The sequence below is a fragment of the Tardiphaga sp. 20_F10_N6_6 genome (genome assembly GCF_052076045.1).
GTDB lineage: Bacteria > Pseudomonadota > Alphaproteobacteria > Rhizobiales > Xanthobacteraceae > Tardiphaga > Tardiphaga robiniae.
Map to the genome: position 1 here is coordinate 5,791,730 of NZ_CP197239.1, position 25,922 is coordinate 5,817,651.

Genomic DNA, 25,922 nt, shown 5'->3' on the forward strand with positions numbered 1-25,922 from the left:
GCTCTCAATATTTGGTAGGAGCAGATTCAATGGATCCGGTGGGCGATCGAAAGGCGGCGGCGAGACTGGAGCGACCGCACGGTCAGCACGAGTTCGGCGTACCGTCCTCCTTGTCAGTGATTTCCCCGCTCGTAGCGGCGCTTGACCTGGGATGGATTGTAATTCTGTCGGTCGCGACGGGCGTCATTTATGATGCTACCGCTGTCGCTGGCTATAGCAGCGCGGAAAACAACCTGGGCTCGGGAATGGCTGTCGGCATTCTGTATTCCGCTATTGCTCATGTTTCGAAGCTGTATCAAGCGTCCAATCTGCTGCGAGGCCGGTGGCAGGTTGGCAGATCCGCACTGACATGGTTGGCCGTATTTGCGTCTCTCGCGGCTCTCGTTTTCTTGCTCAAGAGCGGCTCGACCTTCTCTCGTGGCTGGGTTTTGCTTTTCTTTGCAAGCGGCCTTGTTGTTTCTTCCGCGTTGAGAGTCATCGTCGCGGAACTCTGTTCCTATGTCATCCGCTCGAAGCTTATTCGGCCGAACCGGATCGTTTTGGTCGGTCTAGAGGAGGAGCTCATCGGTAACGTAACGCTGAGTAAGCTTGAGTTATATGGCTACTCTGTTTGCAAAATCGTATCGCTTCCAATGGAGCCCGGCCAATTGCTCGATCCCGCCATCCTCAAGGAACGCATGCGTGAGCTCGTTCGTTATGTCCGCCAAACCGGGGTGGACGAGGTCGTGATCGCAATGCCTTGGGCATTTCTCGATGCGGTCGGGCAAGTCGAAAGCGAGCTGCGTGTTCTCCCGATTCCAATCAAACTCGTTTCGGATCAAAGGACAGCTCGCCTGCTGGATCGACCGCTATTCGATTTTGGCCCGACAAAGGCCCTGCAGCTGCAGCGTGCGCCCCTGAGTGCCATGCAGCGGACAATGAAACGATCCATGGACCAGCTGTTGGCCGCATCGGGACTCATTGTCCTACTGCCAATGTTTGCGATTATCAGCATCGCAATACGCCTGGAGTCGCCGGGCCGGTCGTTATTTCTGCAGCAGCGGGCAGGCTTCAACGGAAAGCCGTTCAAGATCTATAAGTTCAGGACGATGAACACGCGAGACGACGGACCGGTCATTGTTCAGGCCAAGAGAAATGATCATCGTATTACGCGGCTGGGAGCGCTGCTGCGAAAGCTCAGCATTGATGAGATACCGCAGCTAATCAACGTACTTCGCGGGGAGATGTCGCTCGTGGGGCCTCGGCCGCATGCATTGGCACACGATTCTGAATACGATCAGCTCATTGCAACCTATGCCATGCGGCACAAGATCAAGCCAGGAATTACAGGCTGGGCTCAGGTCAATGGATTCCGAGGCGAAACCCCAGAGATCGGCATGATGAAGAAGAGGGTCGAAAGCGACCTGTGGTATATCGAATCGTGGTCGATCTGGCTGGATCTTCGCATCCTGGTTTTGACGGTCTTTCGGGTGTTGAAGACTGACAACGTTTATTGATGTGTTGGTGAATCTTGTTGCACGGGCGGCAGTGAAACCTCAGAACGCCTGCTGACGGCCAGTTCGGAGAAGCCGCAGGTTTTACTTGCCGACCGCGTCGCTGGGATGTCGGGCGCCTTAGCACTGAAGCGAGATTGCGGGCACACCCGTCATTTGATGAGCGCTGCTGTGCGAGCCGCATTGAGCGTAAGCGCGATTGTCATTGCGCTATCAGGGCAAAGTCTCGTTCAGCTATAAGGCGTCAATGCGCTTCTGTGCACAAGGTCATCGAAGGCACCTGTATCGGCATGGCCTCCGAACAACCGTGGCTAGGATGATCCAAATCGAGACGTCGCGCCGCTGAAGGGCCGCGATGAAGGAGAGAGTCTCGATCTCCTACCACTAAATAGCATCTAGCCTGTCGAATCACGCAGAAATCTGCCATTTTTGTGTTTTATGGTGTTTGCGTGATGTGGACTGTCGACGTATCTGGTAGGCCGCCAGAGCGGCCGTGGTGGTCTATCCACGATGTCTTTGCTCCCTTAAGCGGATCTCCAAACTATGTCTTTGATGCAGCATATCTTCGCACTTTGGCTTATCGCGCATTTGGCGTGGGCGGCACTTGTGTTGCAAAGGGAGTTGCAGAGGTCGCGGACGACCTTCTGTGGGATCGGTAGTCGGTCGGGCGACAATGTCTCGAACGCCTCACGGGGCAATCTGTAAGCTTCGATTTTATCCTATCGTGGATTCAGCATAACGCGAGTTGCGCCGATTTCCGGCTGCAGTATTGGAGGCTCGTGGTTTGCGCCGGGGTCTAAGCAGAGTCTTGGTGATCTGAGCGCCAGTCGGCGCGGTCGTCCCGCTGCTTGTTCTATCGCCATATCGATTGAACACGGGGCGGACGGGTCGGCCGATCAGATATGTGTCAATGCCGTCCTCGAGCGCTTTGCGATACACGTGGAGCGCTTGATCAACAGCATCGATCGTTTGATCGATATCGTCGTCGGAATGGGAATAGCTCGTCACCAGCGAAGGCGCGATAATTCCGTGGCGGCAAAGTTCTTGCAAGAACAAGGTGCGGTATGGCTGCGACGGTATCCCGTCTCCATCGCAGCAACTGTATACGAGATTGGACGGGCGCCCGGCCAGCTTGAATAACTGGCTCAAGCCATGGCGTGCCGCTGCGGCATCCACGCCGGCTTTCAATCGATCGCCTTGACGTTCCAATGTCTCAATCACGGCTTCTTCACGATAGACTTTCATCACAGCGAGCGCGGCAGCAAGTGCATGCGTTTCAGCGCCATGTGTCGTAGACAGCAAAAAGACGCGTTCTTTGTCGTGATCGCGGCCACCCTGCATCATAATCTCGCGCTTGCCCGCCAGCGCCGAAATGGCAAAGCCATTTCCAAGGGCCTTGCCGAAAGTGCTCAAATCCGGCGTTACCTTGTAGAAGTTCTGCGCCGTACGCGTCGGCCATCGAAATCCCGTGATCATCTCATCGAGGATCAGAAGCGTTCCGTTGCTCGTGCAGAGCTGGCGAATTCCCTCCAAGAAGCCTTCGGTTGGCGCAACATCCTTTTCGGCCTCTAGAATGATGGCGGCAATCCTGCCCGGATAGAGCGCAAACAGCACTGCCACCGATGTCAGATCATTGTAGCGGAACGTCAATGTGAGGTCTTTTGTCTCTTCGGGAATACCCGCGGGCATCTGCGACGTGCCGATCGCCCAGTCATCATAGGAGTAGAACGGATGGTCGGAGCAGAGCGCAACAATGTCCCGTCCTGTGTAAGCTCGCGCGAGGCGGATTGCAGCCGTGGTCGCCGTCGATCCGTCCTTGGTGAATTTTACCATCTCGGCGCCTGGAATGACCTCCAGCAGGCTTTCCGCGCATTCGACTTCGAGTGGTGACGGCCGGGTAAAATTCGACCCATGTCGTAACTCAGCGGCCGCAGCTTCAATAACGGGGGGGAAGGCATGCCCCAATCCGACGGAGCGAAGCCCCATGCCATATTCGATGAATTCCGTCCCCTCGGTGTCCCACACGTGGCAGCCTAGTCCTCTGGCAATGAAGGCTGGCGCGGAAACTGGGAACTGGTCGTCGCCCTTTGCATAAGTGTGGGCTCCGCCGGGGATTGCTGTGTGCGCTCGGATCCGCAATTGCTCGCGAACGGACGCGTCAGTGGATGAAACTCCATTCTCAAAAATGTTGTCGGACATGAAGGTAACCTCTATCGACGCGACAATACAAAAGTATCCAATGATAATTTGTCGCAGCCAGATCGGGTAGGAAACTTGCGCGTCGTCAAGTCCGAACACGTTTTTGACGAAATTAACGAACGACCGCTGATGGGTCATAGCGAGCACGACGCTGTACAAGACCCGCTTAAGCCGGTCTGGAAGGGGGGCGCTGCGGAGACCGACCGATGTTCGCGTTGCGGCGTTGGGCGCGCGACCACGATGGTCTTCGACTATTGAGCATTGTCATGTTCGGGCGAGTTGAGAGAGTTAGCATCCATACTGCTCACGACGATCAGATGTGGATGACGCATATGGATAAGCTGAACTCACAAAATATCTTGGCTGATACCGTGATCTCGAAGGGCGAGCGCCGGAGGCTCGATTGGCCAACGGCCGTTGTCCTGCTGGCAACCGGGGCAACCATCGCCTGGATCTACGTGCTGGGCAGGGCATGCGTTACGGCTATCCAATTTGCTATCTTATAGTACGGCTAGTCATCCGCGCGTTTGCACCACCATGCGGAGCTCTCGACGCGCATAGCTGTCGTGTTCCGTTCCAAGTGGGTATGAAACTATCTTATTCGCAGGCCTAAATGATCCTTACCGAGACAGATCTGGCAGGCGCTTTCGTCATTGACGTCGAGCGACACGAGGACAGACGTGGATACTTCTCGCGTGTGTTCTGTGTTGAAGAGCTCTCCGCTCCTGGGCTAGAAACCTCGATCCGGCAAGCGAACCTGAGTTATAACTGCAAGGCAGGAACGCTAAGAGGACTGCATTTCCAATATCCGCCGTACGCAGAAGAGAAATATGTTCGCTGTGTGAGGGGCGCCGTTTTGGATGTCATCGTGGATCTTCGTCCTGAATCCAATACCTACTTGAGGCATGTTTCCGTCGAACTTTCCGCTGAAAACGGTCGCGGGCTTTATATTCCGAAGCGGTTCGCGCACGGTTTCATCACCCTGGCTGATGATACCGAACTTCTTTACTTCATGAGCACGTCTCACAAGGCAGGCGGCGAGGGAGGCATCGGATATCAGGATCCGGTCCTCGGCATCAGCTGGCCGGCTGTTTCGGTAATCTCCGAGCGGGATGAGGCCTGGGCGCCTCTCAAAGGCCGCGAAGCGGAAATGCGGGCGCGTATGTCTACGCCTGCGAGCAGCGAATTGGCGCACAGTCTCATTCCGATGGCCGACTAACATCGAGCGAACGATTGCCGCAAGGCGCCGCGCCAATCCGCAATCCCATCCGTCAAATAAAGTAGTTGTGATAACTTGACAGAGGTCAAGTGAACGGGTGCGCAGACAAATATGGTTCCGGTGCGAGATAACGCGAACGCGCATCAGGAGCGTACCCATGTTGAATCAAGAAGTCGCTGTGCAGTCCTTCAATTCGGCGGCGACACCGTCGTCGCATTCGGATGAAACATGTAGCTGCAGATTCTGTAGTGCTCCTCTGGAGAATGTGTTTCTCGACCTTGGGATGTCTCCTCTCGCAAATTCCTATCTGAAGAAGGATGACAATGGAGAAAAGGAGAAATTCTTCCCGCTGAAGGCCTATGTATGTAGCGAGTGCTTTCTTGTTCAGTTGGAAGAGTGGGAAAGCCCGGAGAACATCTTCGGCGATTACGCGTATTTCTCGTCATACAGCGAATCATGGCTTCAACATGCCAAGAAGTATGTCGACAACGTAATCACTCGCTTTAGCCTCGGTCCAGATACGAGCGTCGTCGAGATCGCAAGCAATGATGGATATCTCCTGCAGTACTTTGTCGAGCATGAGATCCCGGTCCTCGGAATCGAGCCGGCGCAGAATGTTGCCGCGGTCGCCAGAGCGCGCGGTATACCCACGCGCGTCGATTTTTTCGGTGAGCGGTCAGCCAAGACGCTTCGCCGCGAAGGGTTGCGTGCCAATCTTCTGATTGGAAACAACGTGCTGGCGCATGTGCCAAACCTGAATGATTTTGTCGGCGGGATCAGCATTCTCCTCGATGATCGTGGCGTGGCAACAATGGAATTCCCGCACCTCATGCGGCTTTTTGACGAGTGCCAGATTGATACGATTTATCATGAGCACTTTTCGTACTTCTCGTTTCTGACCGTTGAGAAGATCTTCGCATCCCACAGTATGACGTTGTTCGATGTTGAAGAGCTGTCGACCCACGGCGGTTCGCTTCGGATCTATGCACAGCACACGGGTCGCGGACGTCACGCGGTGTCGAGCCGGGTGTCAGCGTTGCGAGAAAAAGAGATCGCAGCGGGGTTCGCCAATCTGGAGCATTATCAGGCCTTCGAGGAGCGCGCCCTGGAGACGAAGCGGAAGCTGATCGACTTTCTGGAAACAGCAAAACGTGAAGGTAAACGGGTCGTCGGATATGGAGCGCCGGCCAAGGGAAACACTTTGCTGAATTACTGCGGTGTCAGCCCCGACCTCATCGAGTACACGGTCGACAAGAACCCACATAAGCAGGGGCATTTATTGCCCGGAACGCACATCCCAATCTATGAGCCGGAAAGGATAGGGGTGACAAAGCCGGACTATATCCTGATCCTGCCTTGGAATCTGCAACAGGAAATCATCAGCCAGCTGTCATTTGCCCGCAGTTGGGGAGCAAAATTTATTGTTCCTATTCCGGAGCCCGTTGTCATCGCGTGACGATCAAAGCATCAGAATAGAGAGTGGAATGAGACCAGGCGATGCATGATATTGTTCGGAAGGTGGTGTCGGGTCGACTCGAGAGGGGTGCTGCGACGACGGAGTTGTCGGCCAATCGCAGTGGCCAGGCCATGCATGACTTCATTGCAGATCTCTATCCGATATGCAGGAGCATTACCGGCGAGGGAGTTCGCGAAACCCTTCTTCATATTCAGAAGTATGTTCCGCTTACCACTTGTGAGGTTCCGTCCGGTTTGAAAGTGTTCGACTGGACGGTGCCATCTGAGTGGAATATCCGCGATGCTTACATCAAGAACAGCGCGGGAGAACGCATCGTAGATTTCCGAGCGTGCAATCTTCATGTGGTTAGTTACAGCGTGCCTGTTCATGTGCGCCTTAATCTTGAAGAACTGAAGAAGCACCTCTTTTCAGATCCAGACCATCCGGACGTCATTCCCTATCGCACGTCGTATTATCACGCCGCCTGGGGATTTTGCGTCACACATACGCAGTTGTTGGCGCTCAAGGAAGACGAGTACGAGGTATGCATCGACTCGATGCTTGAACCCGGGCATCTCACATATGGCGACTTGCGGCTTCTGGGAAGTTCATCAGAAGAAGTCCTCATATCTTGCCACCTGTGTCATCCATCTCTTTGTAATGACAATCTGTCCGGAATTGCCGTGGCGACAGCACTCGCCCAGTATTTGCGCAACATGGATCTACGCTACTCTTATCGATTTGTGTTTATCCCAGGCACGATCGGATCGATCACTTGGTTGGCGTTGAATCAGGCGCATCTCAGCCGGATCAAGCATGGCTTCGTTTTGACGTGTGTGGGCGACGCTGGGAGCCCGACATACAAATTAAGCCGCCAAGGCAATGCCGAAATCGATCGTGCGTGGACCTATGTATTGAAGCAAGGTGGCGAGCCCCACACAATTCAGCCTTTCTCACCATTTGGCTATGACGAGCGACAATACTGCTCGCCTGGCATCAATCTCCCGGTCGGCTCGTTCATGAGGACACCGCACGGGAAATTCCCTGAGTACCACACATCGGCCGACAATCTGTCATTCGTGAAACCGGCGGCTCTACGCGATTCATTGGACAGGGCGATCGCGGCGATCGATGTGATTGAGAATAATCGAAAATATACCAATCAGAAGCCGATGTGTGAGCCGAAGCTCGGTGACTACGGTCTTTACAGCACCATTGGCGGGCGTTCTGCTGGTGAGTACCAGTTGGCGTTGCTATGGATTCTGAATATGTCGGACGGTGCAACCTCTCTGCTCGATATCGCCGAACGCTCAAGCCTGCCCTGGGGGACCCTCAAGGAGGCGGCTTCTGCATTGCAGTCCGCCGGCCTGGTGCGCTGAAGGGGGCAGCGTTTGCCCCGCGCAAGCGAGTTAGCGCGGTATATGCTGGGTTCCGAGCTGTGGAGAGTACGGCGGTCGTAATTAAATCATGGTGCTACCGCTCGCGCAGACTTTCTTGTTTGTAGCGCAGCAGCGGGGACATGATGTAGCTGATAATCCGACGTGATCCGATGTTGATCTCAGCGGTGACAGCCATGCCGGCCGAAAGATCGACGGCTCTATTTTCTACATCCATCTGTTTGCGATCCACCGATATGCGTGCGGAGTATACGAGCTCCTGACCGGCCGGTTCGCTGCTGGCAGTGTCTGTAGCAGATGAAGAATCGACACCCCGGGCAGGCGGCTTGTTGCGGGTGATGGCATCCTTCGAGATGCTCAGAATCTTGCCGCTCAGAAGACCGTAGCGCGTGAAATTGAACGTATCGACCTTGATAGCCACGTCTTGGCCTGGTTCAACAAACCCGATGTCCCTGTTGGAAATATTGGCTTCGATTTCCAGGCGGCTATCCTCCGGGACAATCAGCATGAGCGTTTGGGCCGGAGTGGCGACCCCGCCAACAGTGTGAACGGCCAGTTGCTGGACGGTGCCGTCGATAGGAGCCGTCAAGGTCTGTAGCGCGGTGCGGCGCTCCGCCTTGATGACGTCCTGCGTGAGCCCCGCGACCTTCTGTTCCGCCTTGGCCAATTCCTCGAAGAGCGACCTTTCATATTCTGCGACGGCCTTTGTTCGCATTTCGACTAACACCGCAATTGCAGCCTCCGCTTCGCTATGGCGGCTGTCCTGTACGGTCAGCTCCTGGCGTTGGGTAACCAAGTCCTGCAATTCGGTGAGATAATTGATCTTCGAGCCCAGGCCCTTTTGAAACAGCTGCTCCCGGATTTCGACCCTTTGCTGCAAGGGATTCAAGACGGCGCGTAATTTCTCGCTCAATGCCTTGGAAGTTGCTCGTTCGGCCTCCTTTTGCGCAATCTGGCCATTGATGGTAGCGAGTTTGGCAGCTTGCTCGGCGGTCTGGCTGATAAGAAAGCGCCGGTGCATCTCAACGAGGGCCAAGGACGCAGTGCCCGGCGGGGCAAAGGCAGTCAGGGGATTCTGCGCTTTATTCAAAGCCGCCTTCAGCCGTGCCACGTCAAGCTCCGACCCAAGGAGGTCACTTTTGAGGTGGCCAAGTTCTGCGGTGCTCATCGTGGCATCGAACGCGATCAAAGGATCGCCGCTCCGCACGGCCTGGCCGTCCGTGACGCTGATCGCTCGAATGACGCCGGCTTCGAGAGGCTGGATTGATTTCGTGCGTCCGCTCGGGACGAATTTCCCCGGTGCGGTGGCCACAATATCGACGGTGCCGAATGTTGCCCAGATGAGCGCAAATGTGAAGATGGAAGCAATAGTATACGCAACCGCGCGCCCGATTGGAGACGGAGGGGTTTCCACGATTTCGAGGGCAGCGGGCAAAAATGCCAGTTCATGAACTTGAGACGCCTGATCCCTTGGCTTCAGGCTGGCCACAGCGCTACCGAATTTTCGAGCTTGACTGGACACTGCGGCGGCGCCCCGTCGTGCAGTGACCAGAACCGCGACCTGGCCTGGGGGGCTATGCGACGCGGCCTGGTCGAGCCGGCGTGGCTTCTGGAAGATTCGTGTCAGCAGCTTGCGAATCCTCAGGGTCGATGCTGATACTGGAGATAACCTTTGGATCAGAAGGAGGCGTCCGTCCCAGAGTGAGGTGAATTGCGCCTCACTCAAAACGTTTGGACGAGATGCGCCAGCATGAAGAACGACGACCTTCTCGCCGGCGACGCTGCCGACAATCGAGAAACTGCCATTGCGAAGAGGAATGATGCCCGGCAGCGCATATTTGGGAAGGTCAATCCACCTTGTCTCGATACATCGTGCGGACAGCTCGGCCTTCCGTGCGTAAGCTAGGATGCTTGCAACATCGATGGGACCGTTGTTGCTGATGCTACGCAGCAGGGCAACGTCGACCTCTAATCCGGCCAAGCGTAACAGCATCTCCAGGGCAAAGAAGCCAGGATCGTCGCTGCTGTGCAAGGATGTGGTCTCAAGTACGGTCAAACCGCGTCTCTCGTTCTTGGGAAAATTCGAATCCCGAGTACAGAATAATCTGGCAATGCGTCGAGACAGGGATCAAGCCGGGTCATGAAACCCCGCCTGTAAACGATAAAGCTTGGCATAGCGCCCGCCGGCTTTTATGAGCTCCTGATGGGTGCCGTCCTCGACCAGCCGTCCATTCTCGATCGTAATGATGCGATCGGCCATGCGGAGGGCGGAAAGGCGATGAGCAATAATGAATACTGTACGCCCCTTGGCGATCTGCGCCATATTCTTTTGGACAATCCGTTCGCTTTCGTAGTCGAGCGCGCTTGTAGCCTCATCGAAGATTAGAATACGGGGATCAGTTATGAGCGCGCGCGCGATGGCGACGCGTTGGCGCTGGCCGCCCGACAATGTGTTGCCCCGCTCGCCGACGACAGTATCGTAGCCTTCCGGAAGCTCGATGATAAAGTCATGGGCGCCCGCGAGAGCGGCAGCTTCGACAACTTTTCCCGCAGGTGTCGCTGGATCAACCAAAGCGATGTTTTCGCGAATGGAGGCGTTAAGCAGAACACTATCCTGCAGGACAACGCCAATCTGTCGACGAAGCCAACTTGGATCGACCTGTGCGATGTCGACGCCGTCGACCAGCACCCGGCCTGTTTCGGGGACATAGAGGCGCTGAACCAGTTTCGCGAGCGTGCTCTTGCCCGACCCGGATGGGCCAACCACTCCAATAACCTGTCCAGCAGGACAATGGATGTTGATGTTGTAGAGGATTTCCGGTCCATCGATGCGATAACGGAACGTTACATGTTCAAAGCGGACGTCCCCTCTGATGGCCGCAAGCGACATCCGACTGGGCATATAGGCTGGCTCTGGAGCGGTATTCAGGATGTCACCAAGCCGGGCAACCGAGAGGCGTGTTTGCTGAAAGTCCTGCCAGAGTTGGGCCAGTCTGAGAATTGGTGCGTTGACACGGCCCGCGAGTAGATTGAAGGCCACCAGTTCGCCAACGGTCAGGTCACCACTGATGACCAGTTTGGCGCCAAAGTATAGAATCAGCGCACTCACGATTTTGCTAATGAACTGAATGAACTGGCTGGTGAAATTGCCCAGACTGAGGACGCGAAAGCTGGCAGACACATAGGCTGCCAGCTGCTCCTCCCAGCGCCGCTGCATCTGGGGCTCGACCGCCATTGCTTTCAATGTCTCGATGGCAGTGACACTTTCGACCAGAAATGCCTGGTTCTCGGCACCGCGCCTGAATTTTTCATCGAGCCGGTACTGGAATAGCGGCGTCGCAACCGCAGAGATGACGACATAAATGGGAAACGCGGCGACGACGATCCAGGTGAGTAGGGGCGAATAGACAAACAGAACGCCAATGAAGATGATCGTGAAGAACAGGTCGATGGCAACGGTCAAAGACGAACTGGTGAGAAAAGTCCGGATGTTCTCCAGCTCACGGACGCGCGCCACGGAGTCGCCGACGCGCCGGGTCTGGAAATAGCCGATCGGAAGCGCCAGTAGATGTCGGAACAACCGGGCGCCAAGCTCTACGTCGATGCGGTTGGTGGTGTGAGACAGGAGATAGGTCCGAAGAATCGAAAGGACGGTCTCGAACAAAGCGATGGCAATCAGGCCAATCGCGAGCACGTCGAGGGTGCTCATACTGCGATGAACAAGAACCTTGTCGACCACAACCTGGAAAAAGAGCGGAGAGACCAGCGCAAATAGCTGGAGAAAGAACGAAGCAAGGAGAACTTCGCTCAACAGCCAGCGGTACTTGTAGATTGCCGCGATGAACCAGGTGAGGTCGAACCGCCGAGCCAGATCTGAAAGGGTTGCCCGTTTCGTCATCAAGAGAAGCGGGCCGTCCCATACGGTTGTCAGCTCGGATGGCGTCATCATTGTCGGCTGCGATCGACCCGGCTGCAGGACAATGACCCTCTCGGGCTCGACCTTGCCGAGCAGGAGGAACTGACCGTCCTTGAGAAGCGCCAGGGCCGGCATTGGCACCTTGGACAGCCGCACCCAACTGCTGCGCACAATGCGCGCCTTTAGGCCGAGATCCTTGGCGCAACGGAGCATCTCAGCCACGCCGATGAGCTTGTGGCCGAACTGATGTCGAATGCGCTCCGGGTCAATGCTCAGCCCCTGAAATCTGAGCATCATGACGAGAGCTATAAGACCGCCGTCAGGCTTTGCTGCTGTTGGCTCGAGGTGCTCTTCCATTGGTCCCCTCGCGCCGCGCGGCACCGCTGCTACCATGTCGCGCTCGAGCCGCAGTAATGATCCGGTCCAATTCTGGCGCCGAAATAGAGGAGAAGTTCAGGCGGATGTCGTTGAGAGAGACTCTATTGCGCTGCGCTAAGCGGAGTTGACGCCCGTCAATATCACTGTCGTACCTACGCATACGCTTCGTTCATGGGTCGTTTGAGAGACGTCTGAGAGATGGCTTCAACCCATAAAGACGAGGTCATTACGCATGCCCGCCAGTAGCGCGTTCCGCAACGAGAACATCGTGATGCTAAGGCCGTCGCAGGCCGAACGTAGCGCGGACGGGGGCACCGATATTCAACGGCCGACACTGAGTTGCGCTGCGGATCAGGTCGAAAAGATCCTTGTCGCGAATAAATTCTTCTTCCGGAATGGCGGCTCAGAGGCCGTTATGTTCGACGAAATGAACTGGATGAAGGGGCGCGGTATCGACGTCATGGAGTTCTCCATGCGCGACAGTCGCAATCGCCCGTCGAAATACGAATCTTACTTCGTTTCCGAGAAGAGCTACAAGGCGGGGTCGAGAAGCAGCAAAATAAAAGCGGCGATCTCCTTCGTTCGGTCTCAGGAAGCCGTAAGTAATATTTCCGCGCTCATACGCGACGAGAATCCCAACCTTTTACATTGCCACAACATCTACCATCAGCTGACGCCGTCGATCATCAATGCCGCTGCGCGGCTTCATACGCCAGTCGTCCTGACGCTGCACGACTACAAGCCGATTTGCCCGGTCTACACGCAACTGTCGAATGGCGCAGTCTGCACAGACTGCACCAGCGGACGTTTCGAATCGATTTTGCGTAAACGATGTGCGGACGGGTCGCTGGGGCGAAGTGCGTTACTTTGGGCGGAAGCGCGCTATCACGCGGTGGCGCAAAGTTATCAACGTGTCAGTCAATTCATCGCGCCCAGTCGATTCATGCGTGACGCCGTCGCACGCCGGTTTGGAGACGCGAAAGTCACGCATATTCCCAACGGTATCGACGCCTCTGCGATCCAGGTATCTCGTGAAGATAGCGGCTATGTCCTCTATCTCGGGCGACTTTCGTCGGAAAAAGGTGTGGCCACCCTGCTGAAAGCACATGCCGCAGACAGTGCCACTTGGCGGCTTGTGGTGGCCGGGACCGGGCCTCTGTTATCTGAGCTCCGGACGCAATTTCCAGACGCCGAGTTCAAGGGACATCTGGCTGGTGCAGATCTGACGAGTATCATTCGCGGAGCCGCCGTCGTTGTGGTGCCTTCGGAGTGGCACGAAAACAGCCCCCTCTCGATCCTGGAGGCGATGGCGCACGGAAAAACCGTTCTTGCATCGCGAATTGGTGGAATTCCCGAGTTGGTCAGAGACGGATTGACCGGGCTGCTGTTTGCCTCGAAGGACGTTCACGACCTATCGAGCAAAATTCGACTGCTGCTCGCGGACCGTGACCTCCGTGGGCGGCTTGGTGCTGAGGCCAGGAAGGTCGTCGAAGCCGAATACTCGCTTCAAGCCCATGGGGCGGCGCTGCTCGCGCTCTACCAAAGCGTCGTGAATCCCCTGAAGGAACAGAACAGAGTCGGAGTATAAAATGGATCTCACTATCATTTCGACGTTCCGCTGCAATTCCAAGTGCCAGATGTGCTATATTTGGCAGAACCCGACCGATCCGCGGGAAGAGATATCACTCGAGACATTGTCGAAACTGCCGCCTGGCTTCGACAACCTCAATGTGTCGGGTGGCGAGCCAACACTTCGCAAAGATCTCGCCGAGATCGCGGACCTACTTTATCCGAAAGCGCGGGTCCTCGAGATTTCGTCGAATGGCCTGCATCCCGAACGCCTGGTTCCGATTATCAAGAAGTATCCGAACATCAAGGTTCGTTTCTCCGTCGAAGGTGACCAAGTAACGAGCGATACGATCCGGGGTGAGAAGGGCGGCTATGCGACGAAGGTCGCCGGCCTCCGGATGTTGAAGGAGGCGGGCGGCACGGATCTTGGCTTTGCGATGGTGATCCAGGACGAGAATGTCGATCAGCTGGTCGATGTCTACGAATTCGCCCGCAAGGAAGGCTACGAACTCGCAACCTCGACGCTCCATAACGCCTGGCAGTTCTACAAGAACGACAACTATTTTTATGATCGACGCAGCGTCGCGCGCAAGGTCGAGGGGCTCGTCGAGGCGCTGTTGAAAAGCAACAAGCCGAAGAACTGGTTCCGCGCCTATCTGAATCTCGGTTTGATCGAGAAGATTCTCGGTCACGACAGGCTCATTCCCTGCAGCGCCGGAAAGGATTTTGCGTTCATCGATCCGTGGTCGGATGTCTGGGCTTGCAACGTCCGGTCCGATCTTCCGATGGGAAATCTTGCAAAGCAGTCGTGGGATGAGATCGCCAACAGCGACACCGCCCGAAAAACGCTCGGCAAGGTCGCTGGATGCGCACAGAACTGCTGGATGGTGACCACCGCACGGACAGCGATGCGATCCCGGATCGTGCCGCAACTGCCAAAGCAGGAGCCATTGATGTGGGTTCTGAAAAACAAAGCCAAGGTGTCGATGGGCAAGAAGATTTGCTTCGACAGTTATATCGACTATTCGGATGCGCGGCCGTCGCCGCATGTCGAGCGACCGTCATTCCTGGACAAGACCGTCAAGGCCAAGCTGGTCAAGGGGCGCATAACAACTGACCAACATTACCCACTGAAGTCATTCATCAACAACTAAGAGCGGGGAGTGGCGTCATGGGTAAGGGAGAGGTCTACACGTTCGGGTTTCGTGGCTTCCCGGACGTTCAGGGCGGGATCGAGAACCATGTCGAGAATCTCGCACCGAGGCTTGCGAAGCTCGGACAGGGTGTAACGGCCTGCGTGCGATCGCCATATGTGGACGCGCAGGAAGGCGATGCTTGGCGCGGAGTGAGGATCCTTCGCCTCTGGACTGTTCGCAGTGTGTATCTCGAAACGCTGCTGCACTCGCTGATCTGTGCGCTCGTCGCCGGGATTAAGCGACCGAGCGTCGTGCATATTCACGGAATCGGCCCGGCGATCGTGACGCCGTTGCTGCGACTATTTGGCTTGCGCGTGGTCGTGACGCATCATGGCGAGGACTACAATCGAGAGAAATGGGGCTGGGCTGCGCGGACGATTCTGCGGACCGGCGAGGCATTCGGAATGCGATACGCGCATAAGCGGATAGCTGTCAGTCGCAGCATCGGTCAGCTCATCGAGGAGAAGTATGAAAAGACGTGCGATGTCATACCAAATGGGGTCGTATTTTCCGAGCTTCCGCTGAACACAGACAAGATCAACGCGCTGGGTCTCGAAGCGGGGCGGTATGTCTTGACGGTTGGGCGGCTGGTCCCCGAGAAGCGGCAGATCGATCTCTTGCGGGCGTTCGAGGGACTGAAATCGGATGGATGGAAGCTCGTTATCGTTGGGCGGATCGATCACAAGAACGAATACGCAGATCGGCTTGTGATCGAGGCGCAAGGCCAGGACAACGTTGTGATGGCCGGATACCAAAGCGGCGAGACGTTGCGTCAGCTCTATGCGCATGCGGGACTTTTCGTATTGCCGTCGTCGCATGAAGGATTACCAATCGTCCTACTCGAAGCCTTGAGTTATGGGCTTCCGGTGTTGGTTAGTGACATTCCGTCAAACTGCGAAGTTGTGACGGATCCAGCCAATATCTTTCCGGTTGGCGATTGCGAAGAACTCAGATCGAAGATGGCTGCTCTCACTGCGGTTCGGATGGGAGCGGCCGAGCGCGAGACGATTCGACACGAGAGTACGCGCCGTTATGACTGGAATGATATCGCTTCGAAGACGCTCGAAATTTATGATGCCGTGATGGGAGCGTCCCACCCGGACAGATCGACAACGCGTCCGCAGAAGGACAAGGATGACCTCATCGTCAGACCTCCAATTGGGCGCCGGCAGAAGCGACGACCATCGATGGTGGTGTCGGAGGTTGCGGTGATGAGGGCAAAGGCTGAGGAAGCGATCACCGATATGAGTGGCCGTCGATGAGCGAATTTGCGATCGAAGGCCGACCCACTGTTGCGGTACCGAAATCGTCTTACTTCTCGATGTTCTGCATCGGCTTGTTGATCGTCAATCTTTGCGCATTTCTTTATCACTTTCTGGGAGCGCAAGTCTTCAATGCCGTGGGAAACGCCGTCAGCCTCGCGATCATCGCATATTCAATTCAGATCATTATGCAGTCGAAGCGGGAAGACGGCGCGGCGAAGGGATATCTGCTCGTCGCGCTGGTGACGACGACGTTAAGTGTCATCTACAATCTGCAGGTTGCGTCGATGACGGATGCTCTCAAGTATCTGTCAATCTATGTGTTCTATGCTGCGGGACGCGCAACCGGTGGCAAGATGAAACCGATCGAGTTGCGCTGCATTGTTGCGCTCGGCATTGTACCGATACTTTTCTTGCTGACCAAAGGGAGCAGCAAGGTTTACGAGAATGAGAGCTTTGCGAGTGAAGTCTTCTCATATTTTCCGAACGCGAATACCGGTGTTCTGTATTTTTCTGCGCTTCTGTTTGCGGTAACGCAGCTCTACGGCAACCGGGTCATTCTGTTCCAGTTCATCAATGCTATCGTCATGAACAAGCTGGGGGCAGCCGTCGCGACAGCAGTGGCATCCTGCTTGTGGATCGTCATGCCGATCCGGAGCAGTTCTATCGTTGCTCTTATTGCCGTTGGCATAGGCGGTGCTGTCGCGCTGTCGGTTGGCGCCCTAGATCGCGGAATTGCGACGTTCGACAACTTGATGCTGGTATTCAGCATGGATCCGAGCGCGATTGCGTCAATGTCCTACAAGCAGCTTGTCACCATGACGGGTTCCACAGATCTTTCGGCATTCTTTCGTCTGATACATTGGACGGATATCTGGAATGTGTATTCGAGCCAGGGGACCGGTGTTTTTCTATTCGGTTACGGATCGGGGCAAACGGCGCTTGTCACCTATGCCGCGCTCGTTGCGCATAACGACTATCTGCGCATTCTGGTAGAGTACGGTTTGATCAATCTCGCTATCTTCGTTCCATTTCTGATCCACGTTTACCGATCACTTCCGGTTGGAGCGACGCGAGTTCTGTTTGTCGTTCTCTGTATCTATTTCTTCTCGGAGAACCTTCTCGATAATTTTACATCGATGGCCCTGTACTTTGCCTATGCGGGCCGGGCGTCGGTGATGCATGGAAGCCGTTCCGACGCGCAGGCGAGTGTAAGGAAAAGGGCGCGATACATCAGTCGGGAGACCGACGAAAAAGAATTTCTCTAGCTCGCCCGAGATGTCGAACCGTGAAGATTGTAACGGCTGAACGTGGTGGTCCGTATGTGAGGCCGAGCGCTGCGTGTGGGGTGGATGATGAGTGAGACGCCGAATGTAGTGGTCGTGGGCGGCGCTGGGTATATAGGGTCGCATTGCTGCAAGGGTCTTGCAGAAGCCGGCTATCGTGCAATTTGCTATGACAATCTGTCGACGGGACATCGATCATCGGTCAAGTGGGGCCCATTGATCGAAGGCGATATTCACGATCAGCGACGCTTGGCGGAGACGATTGAGAAATATCGCGCCGTGGCGGTGTTTCACTTCGCCGCCTCGAGCCTCGTCGGCGAATCCGTCAGTGATCCGGAAAAATACTACAGAAATAATGTTGAAGGCACGGTGAGTCTGTTGCGTGCCATGCGCGATGCGTCGTGCAAGACATTGGTGTTCTCGAGCAGCGGCGCTGTCTATGGATGCGTCGATAAGGATTTGATTGAAGAGAGTGAAGTCCTGCAGCCGATCAATCCATATGGGAGAACCAAGCGGATCGTCGAGGACATGTTGGCGGATTTCGGTGGAGCTTATGGCCTGGCGACAATCTGCCTGCGATACTTTAACGCGAGTGGTGCGGATATTGGCGGAGAGATTGGCGAAGACCATTCCCCCGAGACGCATCTAATCCCGCGCGCTATTCTGGCGACGCAGGGCAAGCTGGATGATTTTGCGATTTTCGGAGACGACTATGCGACTCCCGATGGCACAGCCATACGTGACTATATTCACGTTACGGATCTGGCGCAGGCTCATGTCCTTGCCTTGAAGCATCTTCGCGCGGGTGGGGCCGGTGGATGCTTCAATCTGGGAACGGGAAGGGGATACTCCGTCAAGGAGATTATCGGTCAAATTCGGCGTGAGACGAATAGGGAGACGCCGTTCGTCATCAAGCCTCGGCGGAATGGCGATCCGCCGGTTCTGGTTGCAAATCCGGGGCGCGCCAAGGCAGTTCTGGGCTTCCAGCCCAGGTATTCCGACCTTTCGACCATCGTCGGCTCTGCATGGAAGTGGCATCAGCGAGCGACCTGAGAGAGACGCGGTATGCGATGCGCTCTCACGCAGTCATAGGCTGTCGGTTTGCCGTTATTATTCGGCTATCCAAATCGCACCGGATTGAACACTGGTGGCGCCGGCGTGCGAACATGCTAAAGGGAAGCGGTACGTAGACCCTGGACGCCGGTTCGTGCGCACACCGACTGGCAATCTGTTTAGCCTGAGATAGCCGGCGCCAATGACCATTGTTGAAGCAGAAGCTGCCGCCTCGCAGATCGCAGCAGGCTTGCTCGATCGGATCATAGATGATGCCAAGGTTAGCCTGAGCGTCGCCGATGCACCCTACCTCAGCTCGTTGCCGGAATTCGCGAGAAATCCGATCGCCGTGGCACATGATAAGCTCAGGGAAATTGTAGAAGCGTTATTGCAATTTGAGACGGTCTGCGAAGATGCATGGGAGTTTCAGAGAATCGCGAGCGGTCTGACGCAGGCAGAGGAGGCCAGCCGTCCGTATCAGCGTCTGAGATTCGTGCATTCCCATTTGGAGTATCTGTGCACCTCGTTCGACGAAGCGGTTATGCGTTTTGGGGTCTGTTATAACGCTGGGCTCGAATTGCTATCTGCCGATGAAGAGCCGGTCGATGTTGGGTCGTTGACGCTGGGTATCCGCTCCAATTTGCAGGCGGCGCATGGTGAGACGTTGCCAAATGTGGGGCCGTGGTATACGGCTTCACCGAAATCGGCCGAGTTTCCGTTTCTCAATACGCCACGGATCGCAAGTCGCTGGCCAGATGAGTGGCCGTCTTTCGCGGAATTCTATGCTGAAGCCGATAAGGCGCTGACTCGTGAAATCCAGCGCTGCTGCGAGGAGATGCGAGCGAGATCCACGAGTATTGTTCTCGCCCATGGACCGGCTGTTCTTGAATTAGTTGGTCGACACAACACGATCGTTAGAAATTTCCAGTCGCAAAATCACGCTCCGTGAGGAGTGAGAAAAGGCTCCTCGAGGGGCGCGCATCTGGAGCGGCGCCCCCTAAGATTGATGTTGTCAGGTGTGCTGCTGCGATTGCGCTAACGTCTGTGAGAGAGTGGTGAGGGAGTCGGCCGCGTTCGCCAAGGGGCTGGTCCCGTAATCTGAATTGACAGCACTTGTTGCGGAATATTGATTGATAAGGTCGACGGCACGTGATGCCTGAGCCAGACTGGCCTGTGACGCGGATGTTATCGGCTGCTTGGCCACCAAACTCACATTGTCATAAAGTGCGCCCAAGCCGTCACCGCCTTGGCCTGCGACCTCACGAATGGTCAGACGGTCAGACCCACCTGTGCCGGTCACCGTAAAATTATAGGTCTGCCAGCTACTTCCTGGTGGTACGCGCGCGACCACGGTGTCGTTCCAGAGAATTTCCATGGAGCAGGTTGCCCCCGTAAAGCCAGGCCGACTGCGCGCGTCGAGTGAGAGGTCGTAACTCTGGCCCTGGATAGTCAACACGTTCTGGTAGAGCCCGTCATCGGCGCCGAGATAATCGAGCTCTCCAAAGTTCACGCCATTGGTCGCTTTTACGCCGTTCAAATTGTTCCAAAGTTCGATCGTGCCACCGCTGACGGCCGACCATCCCGGAATCGTACTGAATCCAGCAAACCAGCTGGATTTCACGGCTGATGCCTCGAACGATCCGTTGACCAAAAGATTCTCACCCGTGACCGGGGGCGTAGAAGTCCCGCCTCCATCGACCCTGACGTTGAGCGGCGATGACGCTGTACTTGAGTTGCCGGCGACATCGGTGGCCGTAGCTGAAAAAGTGTGAGTGGCCGTCGACAGTGGCCCCGTTACCAAACTCCATGATCCCTGCGAATCGGTCCTCACGGTCCCGATCTGGGTCGCCCCATCGAACACCTTGACGGCGCTGCCAGCCTCCGCTGTGCCGGTCAGCTTAATGACAGTGGCGTCGGTCTTGCCGTCTCCGACGACGCCCGTGTCGGGAGAGAACGAGAGAAGCTTCGGTGCAGTGGGGGCAATCGTATCGACCTGAACAGTGAGGGTTGTCGATGCGATGCTCGTGCTTCCTGAGGCACTGATGGCCTTTGCAGTGAAGCTGTGCGACGTGCTGGTAAGCTGCGCCGTCGTAAACGTCCATGCACCGGACGCATCAGCCTTGGTGGTCCCGAGAAGCTGGGATCCGTCAAAGACGTTGACAGCGAGTCCCGCCTGAGCGGTCCCCGTCAACTTCAAGACAGATGCGTTCGTAATGCCGTCGCCGACGACGCCGCTATCGGCGCTGAAGAGCGTAATGGTAGGCTTTGGAACTTCCGTAACCACTCCTTCAAGCGGTGGTGGCAGGTCTGCCTGAAATTGAGCTGTCGTTGAGGAATAGAACCCGAGCGTGGTCCACTGAGTCGACAGCTCGACCCAGTTGCTCATGCCTGCCCCGGGATTATTGGTCATTCCGTTGGCGTAGCCGACCGAGGGGGTGCGCCACCAATCGGCGCCAACATTGGCGATCAGTTGCAGATTGGGATCGCTGACCTTCATATCCATCTGCACATAGACGGCATCAACCGCCCCTGCTGCATAGATACCGCGCGCGCTGGGCCAGAAATGGTCGTTATATCCGGCCGGGGGCGTCGCCATTGTGGCGCTCCCCGCGGTCTGGGACCCGATCTTCATGGCGATCGCCGAGTTGCCGCTGAAATCGGCAACGAAATGCGCGCCCGCAATCTGGTTATTGGCCTGATTCTGAACCAGAACCCACTCACCTGTGGCCTTCAGGTGCACATAAGTCTTGGCGTTGGCGACATCGATGGTGGCATTTGGATTCGAATACGCCGGGGCACCGGCCTTCTGATAGACTTGCCCCCATCCAGTTACCGACGTGAAGTCGGATGGCGGACCGCTATAGCCAACTGGCCTATACAAACCGTTGTACCATGCGTAGCTCGCCGGCACGCCAACTGGTTTACCCTCACTATAACCGATCGTGTTCTGAGCTATGATATCCGAAACAGAAATTGCCATCCTATGTCCCCGGTTGTCGCTGCTTGGTGCGCCCGACTTCAAAAGAAATACCTGTGAAGAGCATCCATCTCGGCAAAGAAAATGGGATTTTGACTGTCTCGAGATTGTACCCGTACGAAACATGCGGGCGACGCGAAACTGGAGTTTTGCCGAGTGCCCACCGAACTTGCATCTGTCCCGGATGTCGGCCGATGAGGATTGATGTGATGAAGGCTCTTGTCGTTTGAAACGATTCGTAGCTTATGCGTAGTAGTTGTGCAGTCGCCAATAAATCGTGCATTGACGAATCAATAATAGTGTAGCGAACCGTGGCAACACATTTTGTTTTCAATGTGTTCGTGTTGCACCGCGTAATGGGCAGCAGCGGCGATACACTGATCGAGTAGTAGCTAACTACATAATACATTTAGAGAACGCATCTGCTATTGAATGCGAACGTCAGTGTAATCGCGGCACTGTGTCGCGGCGTGCAGTTTCCAGTACGCCTTTCAAGATAGCTATTGCGGTTGGGTTTCGCGACTGAGGGAACAAGGTATCCTCGCGATGTCGCGCCGCTTCGTTTTCGTAGGCATGTAGGGTGGCCGCGTGGATAGTAAGGGAGGCGGTGGATCGGCCCACAGGTCGTCGTTGCTGGTCGAGTAGAAGCGTAGCGTCGACCACTGCGTCGAAAGGGTGAGCCAGTTGCTCATTCCGGCTCCGGGATTGTTTCCGAAGCCGTCTTCGAATGCGGCTGTTGCGTTGCGCCACCAATCGGCCCCGACGTTAGCGACGACGTTCAGTGCGGGATCAGCCGATCGCATATCCATTTGTACGTAGACCCCGTCAACGCTAGAGGCTGGATAGGTGCCGCGCGTGACGAGCCAGAAATGGCTGTTGTAGCCGGGCGGTGGCGCGCCAATCATCGCGCCGCCGCCTGGGCTTTGACGAATCTCCATCCGGATCGCCGCATTCTTGGAAAAGTCGGAGACGAAATGCGCACCGGCGAGCTGTATGCGCGCCTGACTTTGGACCAATACCCAACCATTCCGTCCTTTGAGGTGGACATAGGTGCGTGAATTGGCGACCTCAATGACCGGATCGAGTGTGGAGTATTCGGCTGCGCCTATCGCGGGATAGATTTGCCCCCAGCCGGTCACAGCGGTGAAGTCCGGTGGTGGCGTACGGTTGTTAGGCGGCCTGTAAGATCCACCACACCAGGCAAACGTCTTCGGGACGCCTGCAGGATACTGATCGCTGTAACCCGGAGTGTTTTGAACCGTAGCGTCTACTAGTGGTGTATCAATTGTGACCTCTCGCTCCGGTTTGAATCGCGGTATTCCAATTCGCCGTGAAGCCAGGTCCGCTGAATAAGCTGCCAGCCGATAAGGCTGCGCCAGAGCGGAATGCGGTGTCGCGATCGTGAGGAGTTGCGTTGAATCAGATGCCGGAGGGGCGGAACCGTCAAAAGCGTTGGCGCTAACATTGAATGCAAGCAGAAGCGTTCCAGCAGCTGCAGTCACCGATTTTCGCTGATATCCAGAAGAATGTTGAGTGCTATTCTGGCCTCGAAAAAATGCCGTCCATGGGTGAAACGGGTGCCGACAAGCAGGCATTTTCACACCAACTGCTCTGACGCGCCCCGACGCCGCTGGCGCAAATAGTCTGCAATGAAAGGAGGGCAGAGGACGAGTGCGAAGAAACGTAAGCCGACTTTTGGTCCGGCGGATGTCAGATAACTGCGGAATTTCCAAAGTAAGGTGATAAATCGGTCCATCTTCCCGCCGCTTGATCGATAATCGGAGAGAACGGTCAAGCCTCGTTGTGCAAAACACCGACGGGCATTGAGCTGCAGAAGACGCTGTTGCTCGGAGTCTCCGACATACTTCACGGCAAGGTCAGAAATCATTTCCTCCATATGCCGTCCGTCCAATAGCAGCTCCTCCGGACTCAATCGGGACGTCTCGGAGTTGCCATGATAGGAGAAGGTCGCGCACGGCTCGTTCACCAGCCCAGCTTCGCCTAGAAATAGAAGTGGTGCCCAGGCTGCGATATCAGCCATATGAGGACACTCCAGAGGAAATCCTCCATTTGCCCGAACGTAATCGGCACGCAGCAGAACGCTGCACATGGTGACAGTAATGTTGTTCTGCAGGAACTCATCCAATACTGCCGTTCCTGGCCAGATTCCCGTCGACAACTTTCGGCTCCCGCGAGCCGCGAACGTCTTGCCAACAGCTTCAGAATGCAAATTGCTTAGCGTAACGACTATCGGCAGGCCGGGTCGTTTACGGACAACGTCCATAGCTTTCTGAATCATAAATGGCGACACACGATCGTCGTCGGAGAGAAAAACGACGTAATCGCCCTTTGCATTGGCGAGACAAGCATTCCAATTCGGCAGCAGTCCAATATTGCTCTGCTGCTGGACAATACGAAGCCTCTCGTCTGAAAACTCGTTCAGCACCTCGTGCGTTGTGTCCGTTGATGCATTGTTGGAGACTAGAACTTCGAAATTGTCGTAAGTCTGAGCGAGCGCCGACTTGATGCAATGGCGCAGATGCCTTGCGCGATTAAATGTCGGAATGGCGATTGTGACCATTGGCGACTGAGGGCGCGCTGATCCTGCGTCTAAACGAGACGGGTCCGAATGAACGTCATCATCATTATCAAAACAGAGTTGATCCATAATCCGTCCATGTATACTCAGTTTCAAAACACAGTGACAAATTAGTCACGCAATAGCGCAGCTCATTCAGCCGCTTGTGCGGCTTTCAACGCTGCCTTGTACTCGCGAACCGATCGGATGCCGATTTCGTTCATTGCGAGCTCGCGCTCTTCAAGCTCGTACTGATCTTGGCGCAGGCGGCTCAATTCCTTCATGATGATGATTGCGGATCCCGCAATCACGCCTCCAAACAGTGCCAGCAGGACAAAGTGAAATCTCTGCGGAAAGATCGGCCGGAGAGGGCGATCGGCAGCCTGGATTACACGCACGCTCGACAACTGAGTTTTCTTGGCGATGTCGAGATTGATCTTTTCCTCGATGACTCGTGCGCCGTAGTGATCGGCGGCCGTGGAGGCACGGACCAACGCGCGCTTGAGCTGGTCATACTGGGATTCCTTGGACGACAATGACGCGAGCTCGGCATTCACATGTTCGAGCTCGTCAGCAAGGAGGCTCTCAAGCTTCATGGATCCGTTCAGATCGGTGTTGACCTTGAAGAGAGTGGCGACGGCGTCCTGATACACTTTGATCAGCAACAATGGAGGGGTTTCCTCAAAGTTCTGAGGTGTCCCGGCAGCATTTGGCGTTACTGGATAATCACGCGCACCCAGGCTATTGACGATACCAGTGACCGTTTTCGATTGTTGAACCGGCTTCAGTATCAGGAGCTGATCAACGATGGACTGCTTTTGGCCCTTTCGATCCTGGATCTGCGCACGGGTCGTTGAGATTAACGTACTCAGCTCGTTTGCCCGCTTGAGGAGCAGTGCGCGTTGCTCTGCAACAGAGTATATCGCCGCTCCGACCGAGAAATTCTGGAGTTCGGTCGCCGACTTTTCAGCTTCCAACTGCAGCCGTCTCGTTTGATCTTCAAAGAAGATATCGGCGCCAGGTGTCTGGACGAGATCGGCCTGAACCGCAACGAGGGCATTTGCCAGTTCAGTTAAAAAGCGTGTGGCAACAGCAGCGTCGGGATAGCGAAAGGAAATGCGCAGCAGGTCTGACCGCCCCTCCTGCTTCGCGGTAATCAGATCACGGAGCGAAGCGACCAGTGTCGCCTCTTTACTTGGCGCCTGATCGCTGGCCTCGTTCGTGTCAGCCGGCTTCGACCAACTCGCTAATGCATCGGCTACGCTCTTCGGCAGCAGCCGCGAAAGATCGATAGACCCGATCGTCTTGCTCATGGACGCCATTAGACTGTTGTCTCGGCCTTTGTTGAAGCGATCAAAGCCGGTGCTGGACGCTGCTTCCCGGACAACGTGGTCAGTCGTAACAAGTCGAGCGAGCGAATCGATTCGGATAGACAGGTCGGCGCCCTCGGCGAACGGATTCACGCTTGCGCCTGACGACCGGTCTTTGATGCCCTGGCCGACACGCAGCAGAGTGTAGGACTCATATCTTTCACCGATCGTTGCGTAGGCCATGAGGGTCAGGAGTGAGACGACAACGATGGAGCTGACGACAATGCCCTTTTGGCGCCAAATGCTTGGCAAGAGGACTCCGAGGAGCTGACCGTATCGTGTCATGTGCATTCTCCGAATTCAGGACGACGCGACGGCCTCTCCTGATTGGAGAAGACGCGGGTTCTGTCGCCGTGATCATGCGAGACGCGCATGGGTCAAAGTTGATGGGTGTCAAATTCGGGGGCGATTTCCCCAGGAACGCTCAGCACCTCCAAATGCCGCCAGGAGCGGCGCTGGGCCGAGCTTTAAGATCGAATTGGGTGGGGGCAGGTTAGGAGCGCTCTCTTCGAACGCCAGCGTATTGAGAGTTGTCAAGTCTAAGGGCGCTGCCTGCGTTTAGCTGGTTCACAC

General features: G+C 55.7%; 18 protein-coding genes. 11 read left to right on the forward strand and 7 right to left on the reverse strand.

All coding sequences use genetic code 11. The features are described 5' to 3' along the window. The first annotated feature begins 29 nt into the window (after positions 1 to 29). Entirely contained in the window at positions 30 to 1,496 is a 1,467-nt protein-coding gene (locus tag AB7813_RS27730) for an undecaprenyl-phosphate glucose phosphotransferase (RefSeq protein WP_441228891.1), read from the forward strand. A 711-nt stretch (positions 1,497 to 2,207) separates the two neighbouring features. On the opposite strand, the gene AB7813_RS27735 is transcribed toward AB7813_RS27730, so the two are convergent. Beyond that, positions 2,208 to 3,692 (reverse strand): glutamate-1-semialdehyde 2,1-aminomutase, encoded by a 1,485-nt coding sequence (locus AB7813_RS27735; RefSeq protein WP_441229015.1) that lies wholly within the window; start codon positions 3,690 to 3,692, stop codon positions 2,208 to 2,210. A gap of 332 nt (positions 3,693 to 4,024) precedes the next feature. Between AB7813_RS27735 and AB7813_RS27740 the strand changes: the two genes are divergently transcribed. The 4 genes from AB7813_RS27740 (at position 4,025) to AB7813_RS27755 (ending at position 7,746) form a co-directional block, all read left to right on the forward strand. Continuing rightward, entirely contained in the window at positions 4,025 to 4,198 is a 174-nt protein-coding gene (locus AB7813_RS27740) for a hypothetical protein (RefSeq protein ID WP_158596765.1), read from the forward strand. 107 nt (positions 4,199 to 4,305) lie between these two features. Next, positions 4,306 to 4,911, forward strand: coding sequence for a dTDP-4-dehydrorhamnose 3,5-epimerase family protein (locus AB7813_RS27745; RefSeq protein WP_441228892.1), 606 nt, complete (start codon positions 4,306 to 4,308; stop codon positions 4,909 to 4,911). 157 nt (positions 4,912 to 5,068) lie between these two features. After that, complete coding sequence (locus tag AB7813_RS27750; protein ID WP_439062529.1) at positions 5,069 to 6,367, forward strand: methyltransferase domain-containing protein; 1,299 nt, start codon at positions 5,069 to 5,071, stop codon at positions 6,365 to 6,367. Positions 6,368 to 6,408: 41 nt separating this feature from the next. After that, positions 6,409 to 7,746, forward strand: a complete 1,338-nt coding sequence (locus tag AB7813_RS27755) for a DUF4910 domain-containing protein (RefSeq protein WP_441228893.1) — start codon at positions 6,409 to 6,411, stop codon at positions 7,744 to 7,746. Positions 7,747 to 7,840: 94 nt separating this feature from the next. Here AB7813_RS27755 and AB7813_RS27760 read toward each other — a convergent pair whose 3' ends face one another. Continuing rightward, a complete protein-coding gene (locus tag AB7813_RS27760) occupies positions 7,841 to 9,820 on the reverse strand; it encodes an HlyD family type I secretion periplasmic adaptor subunit (protein WP_441228894.1) in 1,980 nt (659 codons plus the stop codon). 72 nt (positions 9,821 to 9,892) lie between these two features. Continuing rightward, entirely contained in the window at positions 9,893 to 12,073 is a 2,181-nt protein-coding gene (locus tag AB7813_RS27765) for a type I secretion system permease/ATPase (protein WP_439082911.1), read from the reverse strand. Positions 12,074 to 12,290: 217 nt separating this feature from the next. Here AB7813_RS27765 and AB7813_RS27770 point away from each other — a divergent pair, with 217 nt between their 5' ends. The 6 genes from AB7813_RS27770 (at position 12,291) to AB7813_RS27795 (ending at position 19,373) form a co-directional block, all read left to right on the forward strand. Then, entirely contained in the window at positions 12,291 to 13,646 is a 1,356-nt protein-coding gene (locus AB7813_RS27770) for a glycosyltransferase family 4 protein (protein WP_439082910.1), read from the forward strand. A 1-nt stretch (position 13,647) separates the two neighbouring features. Next, entirely contained in the window at positions 13,648 to 14,781 is a 1,134-nt protein-coding gene (locus tag AB7813_RS27775) for a radical SAM protein (RefSeq protein WP_093760290.1), read from the forward strand. Positions 14,782 to 14,798: 17 nt separating this feature from the next. Beyond that, positions 14,799 to 16,085 (forward strand): glycosyltransferase family 4 protein, encoded by a 1,287-nt coding sequence (locus AB7813_RS27780; RefSeq protein ID WP_120288744.1) that lies wholly within the window; start codon positions 14,799 to 14,801, stop codon positions 16,083 to 16,085. Continuing rightward, positions 16,082 to 17,353, forward strand: coding sequence for an O-antigen ligase family protein (locus AB7813_RS27785; protein WP_309947039.1), 1,272 nt, complete (start codon positions 16,082 to 16,084; stop codon positions 17,351 to 17,353). Before AB7813_RS27780 ends, AB7813_RS27785 begins: the two co-directional genes overlap by 4 nt. A gap of 87 nt (positions 17,354 to 17,440) precedes the next feature. Continuing rightward, on the forward strand, positions 17,441 to 18,424 hold the full coding sequence (gene galE / locus AB7813_RS27790) for a UDP-glucose 4-epimerase GalE (protein ID WP_439082908.1): 984 nt from the start codon (positions 17,441 to 17,443) through the stop codon (positions 18,422 to 18,424). Between the two features lie 202 nt (positions 18,425 to 18,626). After that, positions 18,627 to 19,373, forward strand: coding sequence for a hypothetical protein (locus AB7813_RS27795; protein ID WP_439082907.1), 747 nt, complete (start codon positions 18,627 to 18,629; stop codon positions 19,371 to 19,373). A 63-nt stretch (positions 19,374 to 19,436) separates the two neighbouring features. Here the strand turns inward: AB7813_RS27795 and AB7813_RS27800 are convergent, their stop codons facing one another. The 4 genes from AB7813_RS27800 to AB7813_RS27815 form a co-directional block, all read right to left on the reverse strand. Next, positions 19,437 to 21,404, reverse strand: coding sequence for an Ig-like domain-containing protein (locus AB7813_RS27800; protein WP_439082906.1), 1,968 nt, complete (start codon positions 21,402 to 21,404; stop codon positions 19,437 to 19,439). A 497-nt stretch (positions 21,405 to 21,901) separates the two neighbouring features. Continuing rightward, entirely contained in the window at positions 21,902 to 22,540 is a 639-nt protein-coding gene (locus AB7813_RS27805) for a hypothetical protein (RefSeq protein WP_441228895.1), read from the reverse strand. 458 nt (positions 22,541 to 22,998) lie between these two features. Further along, the gene (locus AB7813_RS27810) at positions 22,999 to 24,069 is read right to left on the reverse strand and encodes a glycosyltransferase family 2 protein (protein WP_439082904.1); all 1,071 of its coding nucleotides are present in this window, start codon (positions 24,067 to 24,069) and stop codon (positions 22,999 to 23,001) included. A gap of 62 nt (positions 24,070 to 24,131) precedes the next feature. Then, positions 24,132 to 25,634, reverse strand: a complete 1,503-nt coding sequence (locus AB7813_RS27815) for a hypothetical protein (RefSeq protein ID WP_309947031.1) — start codon at positions 25,632 to 25,634, stop codon at positions 24,132 to 24,134. Positions 25,635 to 25,922 lie beyond the last annotated feature (288 nt).

Excerpts from the sequence above, each read along its gene's own strand:
- AB7813_RS27730 (WP_441228891.1), top strand. The coding sequence starts at position 30 with ATGGATCCGGTGGGCGATCGAAAGGCGGCGGCGAGACTGGAGCGACCG.
- AB7813_RS27735 (WP_441229015.1), bottom strand. The coding sequence starts at position 3,692 with ATGTCCGACAACATTTTTGAGAATGGAGTTTCATCCACTGACGCGTCC.
- AB7813_RS27740 (WP_158596765.1), top strand. The coding sequence starts at position 4,025 with ATGGATAAGCTGAACTCACAAAATATCTTGGCTGATACCGTGATCTCG.
- AB7813_RS27745 (WP_441228892.1), top strand. The coding sequence starts at position 4,306 with ATGATCCTTACCGAGACAGATCTGGCAGGCGCTTTCGTCATTGACGTC.
- AB7813_RS27750 (WP_439062529.1), top strand. The coding sequence starts at position 5,069 with ATGTTGAATCAAGAAGTCGCTGTGCAGTCCTTCAATTCGGCGGCGACA.
- AB7813_RS27755 (WP_441228893.1), top strand. The coding sequence starts at position 6,409 with ATGCATGATATTGTTCGGAAGGTGGTGTCGGGTCGACTCGAGAGGGGT.
- AB7813_RS27765 (WP_439082911.1), bottom strand. The coding sequence starts at position 12,073 with ATGGTAGCAGCGGTGCCGCGCGGCGCGAGGGGACCAATGGAAGAGCAC.
- AB7813_RS27770 (WP_439082910.1), top strand. The coding sequence starts at position 12,291 with ATGCCCGCCAGTAGCGCGTTCCGCAACGAGAACATCGTGATGCTAAGG.
- AB7813_RS27775 (WP_093760290.1), top strand. The coding sequence starts at position 13,648 with ATGGATCTCACTATCATTTCGACGTTCCGCTGCAATTCCAAGTGCCAG.
- AB7813_RS27780 (WP_120288744.1), top strand. The coding sequence starts at position 14,799 with ATGGGTAAGGGAGAGGTCTACACGTTCGGGTTTCGTGGCTTCCCGGAC.
- AB7813_RS27785 (WP_309947039.1), top strand. The coding sequence starts at position 16,082 with ATGAGCGAATTTGCGATCGAAGGCCGACCCACTGTTGCGGTACCGAAA.
- galE (WP_439082908.1), top strand. The coding sequence starts at position 17,441 with ATGAGTGAGACGCCGAATGTAGTGGTCGTGGGCGGCGCTGGGTATATA.
- AB7813_RS27795 (WP_439082907.1), top strand. The coding sequence starts at position 18,627 with ATGACCATTGTTGAAGCAGAAGCTGCCGCCTCGCAGATCGCAGCAGGC.
- AB7813_RS27800 (WP_439082906.1), bottom strand. The coding sequence starts at position 21,404 with ATGGCAATTTCTGTTTCGGATATCATAGCTCAGAACACGATCGGTTAT.
- AB7813_RS27810 (WP_439082904.1), bottom strand. The coding sequence starts at position 24,069 with ATGGATCAACTCTGTTTTGATAATGATGATGACGTTCATTCGGACCCG.
- AB7813_RS27815 (WP_309947031.1), bottom strand. The coding sequence starts at position 25,634 with ATGACACGATACGGTCAGCTCCTCGGAGTCCTCTTGCCAAGCATTTGG.